This window comes from Amycolatopsis sp., assembly GCF_036008905.1.
Taxonomy (GTDB): domain Bacteria; phylum Actinomycetota; class Actinomycetes; order Mycobacteriales; family Pseudonocardiaceae; genus Amycolatopsis.
The window spans coordinates 1-12,410 of the sequence record NZ_DASYMU010000205.1 but is presented as its reverse complement, the minus strand read 5'-3'; the positions used below and the strand labels follow the sequence as shown (position 1 = coordinate 12,410).

Annotated in this window: 12 protein-coding genes; 9 read left to right on the top strand and 3 right to left on the bottom strand. The window is 69.0% G+C overall.

What is annotated here, in order from left to right; all coding sequences use genetic code 11:
• Positions 1-25: 25 nt before the first annotated feature.
• Entirely contained in the window at positions 26-1,342 is a 1,317-nt protein-coding gene (locus VGP60_RS33195) for a DUF349 domain-containing protein (protein ID WP_327552121.1), read from the bottom strand.
• A gap of 223 nt (positions 1,343-1,565) precedes the next feature.
• On the opposite strand from VGP60_RS33195, the gene VGP60_RS33190 reads away from it, so the two are divergent.
• From VGP60_RS33190 to dapF, 3 genes are read left to right on the top strand one after another with little or no spacing between them, the layout of a single operon-like run.
• A complete protein-coding gene (locus VGP60_RS33190) occupies positions 1,566-2,267 on the top strand; it encodes a class III extradiol dioxygenase subunit B-like domain-containing protein (protein WP_327552120.1) in 702 nt (233 codons plus the stop codon).
• A complete protein-coding gene (gene miaA, locus VGP60_RS33185; RefSeq protein WP_327552119.1) occupies positions 2,264-3,166 on the top strand; it encodes a tRNA (adenosine(37)-N6)-dimethylallyltransferase MiaA in 903 nt (300 codons plus the stop codon). Before VGP60_RS33190 ends, miaA begins: the two co-directional genes overlap by 4 nt.
• A 10-nt stretch (positions 3,167-3,176) precedes the next feature.
• Positions 3,177-4,004: a diaminopimelate epimerase gene (gene dapF, locus VGP60_RS33180; protein WP_327552118.1), complete on the top strand. Its 828-nt coding sequence runs from the start codon at positions 3,177-3,179 to the stop codon at positions 4,002-4,004.
• Here dapF and VGP60_RS33175 read toward each other — a convergent pair.
• Entirely contained in the window at positions 3,965-5,230 is a 1,266-nt protein-coding gene (locus tag VGP60_RS33175) for an MFS transporter (protein ID WP_327552117.1), read from the bottom strand. The two genes, dapF and VGP60_RS33175, sit on opposite strands and share 40 nt — an antisense overlap.
• An 80-nt stretch (positions 5,231-5,310) precedes the next feature.
• On the opposite strand from VGP60_RS33175, the gene VGP60_RS33170 reads away from it, so the two are divergent.
• From VGP60_RS33170 to VGP60_RS33160, 3 genes are read left to right on the top strand one after another with little or no spacing between them, the layout of a single operon-like run.
• Positions 5,311-5,808, top strand: coding sequence for a winged helix-turn-helix domain-containing protein (locus VGP60_RS33170; RefSeq protein ID WP_327552116.1), 498 nt, complete (start codon positions 5,311-5,313; stop codon positions 5,806-5,808).
• A gap of 43 nt (positions 5,809-5,851) precedes the next feature.
• A complete protein-coding gene (gene hflX / locus VGP60_RS33165; RefSeq protein ID WP_327552115.1) occupies positions 5,852-7,279 on the top strand; it encodes a GTPase HflX in 1,428 nt (475 codons plus the stop codon).
• A gap of 55 nt (positions 7,280-7,334) precedes the next feature.
• Entirely contained in the window at positions 7,335-8,351 is a 1,017-nt protein-coding gene (locus tag VGP60_RS33160) for a hypothetical protein (RefSeq protein WP_414640443.1), read from the top strand.
• A gap of 56 nt (positions 8,352-8,407) precedes the next feature.
• Here the strand turns inward: VGP60_RS33160 and lexA are convergent, their stop codons facing one another.
• A complete protein-coding gene (lexA, locus tag VGP60_RS33155; RefSeq protein WP_327552134.1) occupies positions 8,408-9,070 on the bottom strand; it encodes a transcriptional repressor LexA in 663 nt (220 codons plus the stop codon).
• A 415-nt stretch (positions 9,071-9,485) separates the two neighbouring features.
• Between lexA and VGP60_RS33150 the strand changes: the two genes are divergently transcribed.
• The 3 genes from VGP60_RS33150 to VGP60_RS33140 all read left to right on the top strand — a co-directional run.
• Positions 9,486-10,025, top strand: coding sequence for a LysM peptidoglycan-binding domain-containing protein (locus VGP60_RS33150; protein ID WP_327552114.1), 540 nt, complete (start codon positions 9,486-9,488; stop codon positions 10,023-10,025).
• Positions 10,026-10,294: 269 nt separating this feature from the next.
• Complete coding sequence (gene nrdR, locus VGP60_RS33145) at positions 10,295-10,780, top strand: transcriptional regulator NrdR (protein WP_327552113.1); 486 nt, start codon at positions 10,295-10,297, stop codon at positions 10,778-10,780.
• Between the two features lie 33 nt (positions 10,781-10,813).
• On the top strand, positions 10,814-12,410 hold a 1,597-nt coding region (locus tag VGP60_RS33140; protein WP_327552112.1), incomplete at its 3' end, for a vitamin B12-dependent ribonucleotide reductase.

Genomic DNA, 12,410 nt, shown 5'->3' with positions numbered 1-12,410 from the left:
CGAAAGGCCCCTGAGTGGTCACACGTCAGCGGTCGGCGACGGCGTTCTCGGCCGCTTCGAGCCATTCACGCCACTGCGCGGCCTGCTCGTCGGCCTTCTTCGCGCGACGCTCGTCGCCCGCGGCGCGGGCCTTGGCCGCCTGGGACTCGAAGTGCGCGACGCGCTCGTGGAACTGCGCGGCCCTGGCGAGTGCCTCGGGGTCGGTGCGGCGCCACTTGTTGTCCTCGGCGGACTTGACCTTGTCCTGCACCGTCTTGAGGCGCAGGTCCAGGTCGCGGATGCGCTCGCGCGGGACCTTGCCGATCTCGTCCCAGCGTTCCTGGACCTTGCGGAGCTGGTTCTTCGCCGCTTCGAGGTTGACCGCGGGGTCGATCTTCTCCGCGTCGATCAGGAGCTCTTCCTTCTTCGCGGCGTTGTCGGTGAACTCGGCGTCGCGCTCGTTGAACGCGGCCGAGCGGCGGGCGAAGAACTTGTCCTGCGCGGCACGGAACCGCTGCCAGAGGGCCTCGTCGCTGTCCTTGGGCGCGCGACCGGCGGCCTTCCAGTCGTTCATCAGGTCCTTGTAGCGGCCCGCGGTGTCGCCCCAGTCGTCGGACTCGGCCAGCTTCTCGGCCTCGACGATCAGCTCTTCCTTACGGGTCTTCGCCGTCGCGCGCTGCTTGTCGAGCTCGGCGAAGTGGGAGCCGCGGCGGCGGTTGAACGCTTCGCGGGCCTTGGAGAACCGCTTCCACAGCTCGTCGTCGGTCTTGCGGTCGACGCCCTTGACGCTCTTCCACTCGTCCAGGATGGTGCGCAGCCTGTCCCCGGCGGACTTCCACTGGGTCGACTCGGCGGCCAGCTTCTCGGCTTCTTCGGCGAGGGCCTGCTTGCGGGTCACGGCGGCGGAGCGGGCTTCTTCGCGCTCCTGCTTCGCACTGGCCAGCGACTTTTCGGCGTGGGCGATGACCTCGTTGATCCGGGCGCCCAAGGCGGCCAGGTCACCGACGACGGCCGCGTCGGCGAGACCGTCGCGCATCTGGGTGGCGCTGGACAACGCGTGCTTCGGGTCGCCGGCGCCGGACGCCAGGCGGGTCTCGAGCAGCTCCACCTCGGTGCGCAGGTCGTCGAACCGGCGCGCGTAGTGGATGAGTCCTTCGTCGGGGGTCCCGGCCTGCCAGATACCGACAGCGCGCTCACCGTCCGCGGTGGTGACGTAGACGGTGCCTTCCTCGTCCACCCTGCCCCACCGCGCCGGGTGGGGCTCGGCGGGCGGCACGGGAGGCGCGGCGTGCCCGCTGCCACCCAGCGCGTGCGGTACCGGATGGGGCGCCGGGGTACCGGTGGACGTGTTTTCCTGGGCCATCGCAGGCTCCTTATCGCCTGTAAGCCCGCCGGAGCGGGCGCCCCACCGTCGGCGGGGCCGGGTCTTGCGCGTACATATCGTTTCCGGGGAGCAGACCCCTAGCGGCATTCAAGCAGCTCAGGGTCCACGGTGGTACTCCGAACACCGTCCCGAAGCCAGTGATCCTACTTCGGTTCGACGGCGTGCGGTGTCCACTCCCGGGTGGCCGGTAACGTCGATCAGCGTGATCAGCCGTGTGGCCGTCGTCCCGACACCCCCTTTGCTCGTGCCCGAACTGGCCGCCGGAGCCGCCGGAGAGACCGCTGAGGTGCGCGAAGCGTGCCTCTCCGCGGTCCGGGCGGTGGCCTCGGAATACCCGCACTGGATCGCCGTCGGAGCCGGACCCGTCGCCGCTGAATTCGGTGCCGGCGAGCGGGGGAACTTCCGGGGCTACGGCGTCGACGTGCCCGTCGCGCTGTCCGCGGAATTGCGGAATCCCGAGGCCGAACTCCCGCTTCCGGCGCTGATCGCCGGATGGTTGCGCGAACGCGCCGGGGCGTCCTCGGTCCGCGTGAGCCTGCTCGGCCAGTCGACGCCGACTGCTGATTGTGTCAGTTCCGGCAAGCGCCTCGACACCGAAGAAACCGACCTGGGCCTGCTGATCTTGGGCGACGGTTCGCATCGGCACGGGCCGCGTGCGCCCGGCGGGGAGGACGAACGGGCCACGGCGTTCGACGACGCCGTCGCCAAGGCATTGGGCACCGCCGACGTCGAAGCGCTGCTTTCGCTCGATGTCACCCTCGCGGGGGAACTCGGGGCGGGCGGCCGCGTTCCGTGGCAGGTGCTGGCCGGGCTCGCGGGCTCCGGGCGGTGGGACGCCGATCTGCTCTACTCCGGCGCGCCGCTCGGCGTCGGCTACCACGTCGCGCTCTGGGAACGCGCGTGAAGCGCCCGATCGCGGTGGTGGGCCCGACGGCCACCGGCAAGTCCGCGCTCGCCGTCGAAATCGCGCTGGAGCTCGGCGGGGAAGTCGTCAACGCCGACGCGATGCAGCTGTACCGCCAGATGGACATCGGCACCGCGAAGGTGACCGACGCGGAGGCGCGCGGTGTGCCACATCACCTGCTCGACGTGCTGGACGTCACCGAGACGGCGTCGGTCGCGGCGTACCAGCGCCACGCCTGCGAGCGCATGGAAGCACTGCTCGCCGCAGGCAAGGTGCCGGTGCTCGCCGGCGGATCGGGGCTCTACGTCCAAGCCGTCCTCGACGACCTCCGCTTCCCCGGCACCGACCCCGAAGTCCGCGCACGCCTCGACGCCGAGGCCGGGATCGTCGGCTCCGAGCTCCTGCACGGGCGGCTGGCGGGGATCGACCCGATCGCGGCGGCGGCGATCCTGCCGACCAACACCCGCCGGATCGTCCGCGCGCTGGAGGTCATCGAGATCACCGGGGAGCCGTTTTCGGCGAACCTGCCCAAACCCGGGCCCGCCCGCTACGACACGGTGGTCATCGGCGTCGACCGTGACGTCGCCGAACTCGACGCCCGCGTCGATCTGCGGGTGGAGCGCATGTTCGAGGCCGGTCTGGTCGGTGAGGTCGCGATGCTCGCCGCGCGTGGGTTGCGGAGCGGCAAGACCGCGTCGAGGGCGTTGGGGTATCAGCAAGTCCTCGCCGCGATGGACACCGACGGCGACTTCACCGCGGCCGCGGCGGCAACGGCGCAGGCCACACGACGCTTCGTGCGCAAGCAGCGATCGTGGTTCCGCCGGGACAAGCGGATCGAGTGGTTCGACGGTGGCGAAGCGCACCTAGCCGATCGCGTGTTGTCACTACTGGCCAAGTAATCTTCACCGTATGGGCGGTATCGATTTTCTCAAGGGTCACGGCACACAGAACGATTTCGTGCTGCTCCCCGACCCGACCGGCCGCCTCGACCTGACCCCCGCACGGGTGGCGGCGTTGTGTGACCGCCAGCGCGGTCTCGGCGCGGACGGCGTGCTGCGTGTCGTGCGGTCCGAAGCGATCGGCGAAACGTCGGCAGGCGACTGGTTCATGGACTACCGCAACGCGGACGGTTCCATCGCGGAGATGTGCGGCAACGGCGTCCGGGTGTTCGTGCGTTACCTCACCGAAGCCGGATTGGCCGGGGACACCGAGTTCGTCATCGGCACGCGTGCGGGAGACCGGGCGGTGAAGGTGCACCCCGACGGTTCGGTGACCGTCCAAATGGGACCGGCGACCATCTTCGGCTCCTCGGTCACCGTGGTCGCCGGGCAGCCGTTCTCCGGTGTCGCGGTCAACGTCGGCAACCCGCACCTGGTGTCCATTCTGGACGACGACGTCGCACTGCTGGACCTGCGCGACCAGCCGGACTACGACCACGACTTCTTCCCCAGCGGCGTGAACCTCGAGTTCGTGAACACCCTCGGCGAGGGCGCGCTGCGGATGCGCGTCCACGAGCGCGGGGTGGGGGAGACGCGGGCCTGTGGCACCGGCACGGTCGCCGCCGTCGCCGCGGCCCTGCACCTGGCGGGCACGGACACCGGGTCTTCGATCGTGGAGATCCCCGGCGGTGTGGTCACGGTGACGGTCTCGCGCGGGGAGTCGACGCTGACCGGGCCCGCCGAGATCGTCGCCCGCGGTCAGCTGGACGAAACCTGGTGGGCCGGTATCGCTTCTTGATGCATCGGGATGTCGCGCAGGTGGCGTAGCGGCGAGCACACCACCCACAGCGCGGCCACCGACATCAGCAGGCACGCGGCCCAGATCGTCCCGCGCAGGCCGAGCCATTCACCGAGCAGCCCGCCGGTGAGGCCGCCGAGGGGGATCGTGCCCCAGACGACGAACCGGACGCTGGCGTTCATGCGGCCGAGCAGCCTGTCCGGGCAGATCGCTTGCCGGTACGAAACCTGCGCGATGTTGTAAACGATCCCTCCGAAGCTGTAGATCAGTGGCCCGAGCACGGCGAACCCGACCCGCCAGCCGGGTTCGGCGAACGGCACGAACAGTGCCGCGGGCCAGGTCACGAGCGGGATCAGCCAGATCGCCCTCGCCTGCCCGATCCGTCTCGTCAGCGGTCCCGACGCGAGCGCGGCGAGTACACCACCGGCGCCCGACGCGGTGAGCATGATGCCCACGGCGGCAGGGGGCAGTCCGACGTCGTGGATCAGGAACAGCACCTGGACCGCGGTGAACGCGCCCCCGGCGAAGTTCGACGTCGCCGTCGAGCCGACGATCGCGCGCAGGTTCTTGTTGCCGAACACGAATCGCAGGCCCTCGGCGATCTGCGGCCACAAACGCGGGTTCTCGTGCGGGATCGGCTCCGGCTCGACGGCTTTGATGCGCCAGAGGAACAACGCCGAGGTCACGAACCCCACGCCGGTCACCAGCGCGGCGTTGGCCGCCCCGGCCAGTTGCGCGAGCAGGCCGCCGATCCCCGGCCCGGCCACCTGCGCCACGGACTGTGTGGCCTGCAGCTTGGAATTGCCCTCCACCAGCCGTTCCCGGCTGATCAGCGACGGCAGATACGACTGGTACGCGATGTCGAAGAACACCGTGCAGACGCCGATGAGCAGCCCGGCCACGATCAACTGGGTCAACGTCAGCCAGCCCGCCCACCAGGCGATCGGCACGGAGAACAGCAGCGCGGCCCGGGTGATGTCGGCGCGCACCATTAGCTGGCGGCGGCGCATGCGGTCCACCCAGACCCCGGCGGGCAGCCCGATGAGCAGGAACGCGGCGGTCTCGGCGGCGGTGAGCAGCCCCATCTCGAACGGCGTCGCGGCCAGCGTGGTCGCCGCCAGGATCGGGAGCACGGTCTGGCCCACGAAAGTGCCGAACTGGCTGGTCGTGTCGCTCACCCAGAGGCGGCGGAAGTCGCGGTGGAAGTACAGGGAATCTCGGGCCACGAAAGCCACTCTGGACGAGTGATTGGAAAGTGTCAATCACTTATTCTCAGGGCGGACACGGCGTGGCCTAGGCTTACTTGGTGGCTACCCAGCGGCGAAGGGCGACGGAGGCGGAAGCGAACGCGCTCGCCTCCGGAATACGCCTGCGCATCATTCGGTTGACCTTCTCGCGGGCCATGACCAACAAGGAGCTCGCGGAACGGCTCGGGCGCGACCCGGCGACCACGCTGCACCACGTGCGCAAGCTGGTCGAGACCGGCTTCCTCGCCGCCCAGCCCGCGCGGCGCGGCACACGCGGGGCGAAGGAAATTCCCTATCTTTCGACGGGGCTTTCCTGGCATCTTGACAGTCATTCGCAGGGCGTCGACGAAGCGGTACTGGAGGCCTACCTCGCTGAAGTCGCCGAGACCGATGTCGGCGAGTTGAAGCAGACCAGGCTGGTCGTCCAAGTCTCTCCCGACGCCCGTGATGAGTTCGAGCGGCGGCTGGAAGAACTGCTCGAAGAATTCCGGAAACGGCCGCTCGAACCCGGCGCCGAACGCACCGCGATCTACTTCGCGACTTACCCGAGCGTCTAATCGGCTCGGCTCCCACGGCGAATCGTGGGACTATGGAAGGACGATGACAGAACTGACAAACGCAGACATCTTCGACGAGAACCCGTCCGACGGCGAAATGGAGCTCGAGGAACGCGCCTCGCTCCGCCGCGTGGCGGGCCTGTCGACCGAGCTCCAAGACGTCACCGAAGTCGAATACCGGCAACTGCGGCTCGAACGCGTGGTACTGGTCGGCGTGTGGACCGAGGGCACGGCCGCCCAGTCCGAAGCGTCCCTCGCGGAGCTTGCCAGGCTCGCCGAAACGGCGGGCTCGGAGGTGCTGGAAGGCATCGTGCAGCGTCGGCAGAACCCGGACCCGGCCACCTACATCGGTTCCGGCAAGGTACGCGAGCTGTTCGACATCGTGGTGGCGACCGGCGCCGACACGGTGATCTGCGACGGCGAGCTGTCCCCCGGCCAGCTGCGCCAGCTCGAAGCGAAGGTCAAGGTCAAGGTGATCGACCGGACCGCCCTGATCCTCGACATCTTCGCCCAGCACGCGCAGTCCCGCGAAGGCAAGGCCCAGGTCGAGCTGGCCCAGCTGCAGTACCTCATCCCGCGCCTGCGCGGCTGGGGTGACGCGCTGTCCCGGCAGGGCGGTGGCGGTGGCGCCAACGGCGGTGTCGGCCTGCGTGGTCCCGGTGAAACCAAGCTGGAGACCGACAGGCGGCGAATCGCCAAGCGCGTCTCGAAGCTCCGCCGCGAGATCGCCGCGATGGACATCATCCGCGAAACCAAGCGCGGGCGCCGCGTCACCAACGAGGTGCCCAGCGTCGCGATCGTCGGCTACACGAACGCGGGGAAGTCGAGCCTGCTCAACGCCATCACCGGCGCGGGCGTGCTCGTCGACGACTCGCTGTTCGCCACGCTGGACCCGACGACCCGCCGCTCCGCGACCCCGGACGGCCGCACCTACACGCTGACCGACACCGTCGGCTTCGTCCGGAAACTGCCCCACCAGCTGGTCGACGCGTTCCAGTCGACCATCGAGGAGGCGGCGGACGCGGATCTGCTGGTGCACGTGGTCGACGGCTCCGACCCGGCGCCGGAAGACCAGGTCAACGCGGTACGCCAGGTGCTCGCCGACATCACCAAGAAGCGCACGGAGCCGTTGCCCCCGGAGCTGCTGGTGATCAACAAGGCGGACGCCGCCGACGAGCTCGCGCTCGCCAGGCTGCGGCACCTGATGCCGGGAGCGGTCGAGATCTCGGCCCGGACCGGCGCGGGGGTGCTCGAACTCGCCGAGATCATCGCGGCGCGGCTCCCCCGGCCGGAAGCCGTCGTCGAGGTGGTCGTGCCGTACACGCGCGGTGAGCTCGTTTCGCGGGCGCACGCCGACGGAGAGGTGCTCGAGGAAGAGCACACCCCCGAAGGCACCAGGCTGCGCGTGCGGGTCCACCCGGACCTCGCCGCGGCACTGCACACGTTCGAAATCAACGGCTCGCCCCTCTGAGTCGCGACCCTCTGTAGCGTGATGCCACAAGGCTTCACGTAACGGAGGTGGGCGGTTGCGCTCGGGGGGATTCGTCGCCGCGGCGACGGTGCTGTTTGTGGTGCTCGCACCCGCCATACCGGCGGGTGCGGCACCCACGCTCGAACCGGTGTGCAAGGTGTCGGACACCCGAATCGGTGAACTTTCCGGCCTCGCGTCGGACGGCGACCACATCTACGCCATGAACGACGGCGGCACCAAGCTCCAGATCTTCGTGCTCGGGCGCGACTGCAAGGTCCAGAAGGTGATCAGCAACCCGACCGACCCGTTCGACGTCGAGGACATGGCCAGGGCCGCCGACGGCACGCTGTGGCTTTCGGACGCGGGGGACAACAAGAAGGCCCGCGAGACCGTCGCGCTGCACGCCGTGACCCCCGCCGGCAAGTCCACGCTCTACCGGCTCACGTATCCCGACGGCCAGCACGACGTCGAAGCGTTGCTGCTGGACAAGACGGGCACGCCGTACCTCATCACGAAGGACGTGCTGGGGGAGGCGAAGATCTACCGGCCGAAAGGCCCGCTGAGCAGCCCCGGCCCGACCGCGCTGGAGTCCGTCGGCTCGCTGACCATCAAATCGACCGACACGCCCGGCGGCCCGGTCGGATCCATCGGCTCGGTCCTCGTGACGGGAGCCGCGTCGAGCGCGGACGGAACCGTGCTGGCCCTGCGCACCTACACCGACGCGTACCTGTATTCCGCGCCGGACGGCGACATCGTCGCCGGGCTGCAGCGGAACCCGGTGCGAGTGCCGCTGCCGAACGAAAAACAAGGCGAAGCGATCGCCTTCGAACCCGACGGGACGCTGCTTTCGGGCAGTGAGGGTGTCGGAGAACAGATCCGCGCCGTGCGCGGGGCGACCTCGCTGGTGACCCCGGCGGAAACGAAGGCGGCGGACCAACCGGGCGGGGCGGCGAACCCGGCGGCGCCCGGCGCCGGCAAGGATTCGGAACTCCCGATCCTGCCCGCGGTGGTGGTGCTGGTCGTCGTGGGCGGCGGCCTGTTCGTCATCAGCAGGATGCGCAAACGCACCTGAGGTCGTTCGCCGGGTTCCGCGGTTGAGCGGCCGCGGAACCCGGGTGGGAGAACGGCCTAGAGCCGCCGCAGTACCGCGACGACCTTGCCGAGAATCGTCGCCTCGTCACCCGGGATGGGCTCGTAGGCGTCGTTGTGCGGCATCAGCCAGTTGTGGCCGTCCTTGCGCTTGAACGTCTTGACCGTGGCCTCGCCGTCGATCATCGCCGCGACGATGTCGCCGCTGTCCGCGGTCTGCTCGCGGCGCACGACCACCCAGTCGCCGTCGGTGATGGCCGCGTCGACCATCGAGTCACCGACGACGCTCAGCAGGAACAGCTCACCGTCGCCGACGATTTCCCGCGGCAGCGGGAAGACGTCTTCGATGACCTGCTCGGCGAGGATCGGGCCACCGGCGGCGATCCGGCCCAGCAGCGGGACATACGCCGGCTTGGGCCGCGTGTCCTCCGCCTCCGGCTCGGCCACCAGCGGGTTCTCGTCCGGCAGACTGCTGAGCACCCCGACCGCGCGCGGCCTGTTCGCGTCCCGGCGCAGGTAGCCCTTGCGCTGCAGGGCGCGGAGCTGGTGGGAGACGGAGGAGGTCGAGGTCAGTCCGACGGCCTCGCCGATCTCGCGCACGCTCGGCGGGTAGCCGAACCGCGTGACCCAGCCCCGGATCACCTCGAGCACCTGCTCCTGACGCACGGTCAGGGTCTCGTCGACTTCGTTGACCTCGGGCATCGGATGCACCTTGCCCATGGCTTTTTCCAACGAGCCGGCCTTCCTGTCCTCAGTCACTGCCTTGCCTCCCAGGTGTTCTTCGCCGGCACTTGCCGACCTGCCGCAGGACCGCTCTGACCTGCGACGTTGCTTCGCGGCGCGGATGGGTGTGGCCCCACGGTGAACGTTGACGCCGTGTTCGATCCCGTGCCCGATACCGCTGGGATCGACGGTATCCCGCCGGATCGACCATATCAAACATTTGTTCGAACGACACGCCGCGGTGACTCGATTTTGTCGGTGCGGGGTGGTACACATTCGCACGGGCGTTCGATAGAACGCCTGTTCGACCTGACGGGCGGCGAAGGCCCGCTCGCCGGAGCCGCGTGGCCTCGACGGCCGCCCGGTGGCGCAGGGACTGCGAGGAGGTTCCGTGATGTCGGTTCTGACCAGTGAAGGCCATCTTCGTTCACAGGGGCGCGGCCGCTTGACCTTGAACGTGCGCGAGCGGATTCGTGAAGGGGTCCGCAAGGGCTCCGCCGCCAAGCCCGCGCCCGGTGGTGCCCGGGTGCTGCACCCCCGGCCGCGTCTCGGTGAGACGAGCCGCCCGCCGACCCGGGCCCGGGTGGTCGTCGGCCGCCGGTCCGCGACGGTCGCGCCCTGCGCCCCGCGCCCGATGACCACCCGGTGGCCGTGGCTCGCCGGACTCGCCGTGGCGGCCTGTCTGGCCATCACCGGTTTGGGTCTACTTGCCGGCGGGATGGCGACAGTCGAAGTGCCCGCCCAGACGGCCGTCGTGTCGGTCGCGCCCGGCGAGACGCTGTCGGATCTGGCCGCCCGTTTCGCGCCGGGCAGTGACACCGGCGCGGTCGTCGAGCGCATCAAACAGCTCAACATGCTGGAAGACGCCACTCTCGTGCCCGGAATCCCGCTCACCGTGCCCGTCGAAGCAGGGCTTCCCGTCACCGGTTCCTGACGGACCGGACGCCGCCCGTCGCGGGATGAACAGGGCCGCCGTTCACTCGGTCGTGGAGCTTGCGGATGGACCAGGCGCGATCTAAGGTCCACCGCTATATGTAGTAGTTGCACGCCTGTGGTTGGTCCACAAGTTGGGGTAGACTGGTACTAGTTGTCCACAGCTTGTCGGTGTTCATCCACCGGATGTCCACAGGGTTTCCTCAAGGGTTCGGGGACGCCGGTGGATACTTCGGGAGGCGCCCGGCGGAGAGAAAAGGTGATCGGCGGATGAGGTGCCCGTTCTGCCGGCATGTGGACTCCCGGGTCGTCGATTCCCGAGAGGTCGATGAGGGTCAGGCGATCCGGCGGCGGCGCTCTTGCGCCGCGTGTGGCCGGCGCTTCACCACCTCGGAGACGATGGTGCTCGCCGTCGTCAAACGGTCCGGGGTCACCGAACAGTTCAGCAGGGACAAGGTCGTCCGAGGGGTACGCCGCGCGTGCCAGGGACGCCCGGTCGACGACGACGCCCTGCAGCAACTGGCGCAGCGAGTCGAAGAAACGATCCGCGCCGCGGGTCTCGCGGAGATCCCCAGCCACGAGGTGGGCCTTGCCATCCTCGGGCCGCTCCGCGAGCTGGACGGCGTCGCGTATCTCCGGTTCGCCAGTGTCTACCGCTCCTTTTCCTCGGTCGAGGATTTCGAAAAGGAGATTTCGGACCTTCGCGAGGCCATGGCCGGTCCGGACGGAAGCGAGAAGCGCGCCGACGACGAGTGAGTTCGCCGCGTCGCGCGGGGAGTGAGGGAACCCATGACGGAGACTGTGGGAGTCGGCGCGGCTGTGCCAGCTGACAATGAGGGGCCCGGCGAGGCCAAACGGAAACCGACCGTGCGGCGGGTCTTCACCACCGAAGGCGTGCACCCGTACGACGAGGTGAACTGGGAACAGCGCGACGTCGTCATGACGAACTGGCGCGACGGCACGGTCAACTTCGAACAGCGTGGCGTCGAATTCCCGGACTTCTGGTCCGTCAACGCCACGAACATCGTCACCAGCAAGTACTTCCGCGGCGCCGTGGGCAGCCCCCAGCGTGAGCGCGGCCTGAAACAGCTGATCGACCGCGTCGTGAAGACGTACGTGAAGGCCGGCACCGAGCACGGCTACTTCGACACGGCCGCCGACGCCGAGATCTTCGACCACGAACTCACCTGGATGCTGCTGCACCAGGTCTTCAGCTTCAACTCGCCGGTGTGGTTCAACGTCGGCACATCGTCGAAACAGCAGGTATCGGCGTGTTTTATCCTCGCCGTCGACGACACCATGGAGTCGATCCTCAACTGGTACCGCGAAGAAGGCCTGATCTTCAAAGGCGGCTCGGGCGCGGGCCTGAATCTCTCCCGGATCCGCTCGTCGCGTGAACTGCTCTCTTCCGGTGGCACCGCCTCGGGACCGGTGTCGTTCATGCGCGGCGCCGACGCTTCCGCCGGCACCATCAAATCCGGCGGCGCCACGCGGCGCGCGGCGAAGATGGTCGTGCTCGACGTCGACCACCCGGACATCGAGGAGTTCATCCAGACCAAGGCGCGCGAAGAGGCGAAGATCAAGGTCCTCCGCGACGCCGGGTTCGACATGGACCTCTCCGGCGCCGACATCTCGTCGGTGCAGTACCAGAACGCCAACAACTCGGTCCGCGTGTCCGACGAGTTCATGCAGGCCGTGGTGGACGACGAGGACTGGCACCTGCGGGCCGTGAAGGACGGTGAGATCGTGCGCACCATCCGCGCCCGCGACCTCATGCGCCAGATCTCCCAGGCCACCTGGGAGTGCGCCGATCCCGGCATGCAGTTCGACACCACGATCAACCGTTGGCACACCGCGTGCACGACCGGTCGCATCAACGGCTCCAACCCGTGCAGCGAGTACATGCACCTCGACAACTCGGCGTGCAACCTGGCGTCGCTCAACCTGCTGAAGTTCCTGCGCGACGGCGACACCGACACCTTCGACATCGAGGGCTTCCGGGCGGCAACCGAGGTCGTGTTCACCGCACAGGAGATCCTCGTCGGCAACGCCGACTACCCGACCGAGCCCATCGCCGAGACGTCGCGCCGGTTCCGCCAGCTCGGCATCGGCTACGCCAACCTCGGCGCCCTGCTCATGGCGCTGGGCCTCGCCTACGACAGCGACGCCGGCCGGGCATGGGCCGCGGCCATCACCGCGCTGCTGACCGGTCACTCCTACGAGGTGTCGGCCCGCACGGCGGCCCGGATGGGTCCGTTCACCGGCTTCGCCGAGAACCGTGAGCACATGCTCCGCGTCCTCAACATGCATCGCGAGGCGGCGGCCCACATCGACGAGGAGCTGGTGCCCGCCGAGCTCCTGTCGGCCGCGCAGCAGTCGTGGGACG

Excerpts from the sequence above, each read along its gene's own strand:
- VGP60_RS33195 (WP_327552121.1), bottom strand. The coding sequence starts at position 1,342 with ATGGCCCAGGAAAACACGTCCACCGGTACCCCGGCGCCCCATCCGGTA.
- dapF (WP_327552118.1), top strand. The coding sequence starts at position 3,177 with ATGGGCGGTATCGATTTTCTCAAGGGTCACGGCACACAGAACGATTTC.
- hflX (WP_327552115.1), top strand. The coding sequence starts at position 5,852 with ATGACAGAACTGACAAACGCAGACATCTTCGACGAGAACCCGTCCGAC.
- lexA (WP_327552134.1), bottom strand. The coding sequence starts at position 9,070 with ATGCCCGAGGTCAACGAAGTCGACGAGACCCTGACCGTGCGTCAGGAG.
- VGP60_RS33150 (WP_327552114.1), top strand. The coding sequence starts at position 9,486 with ATGTCGGTTCTGACCAGTGAAGGCCATCTTCGTTCACAGGGGCGCGGC.
- nrdR (WP_327552113.1), top strand. The coding sequence starts at position 10,295 with ATGAGGTGCCCGTTCTGCCGGCATGTGGACTCCCGGGTCGTCGATTCC.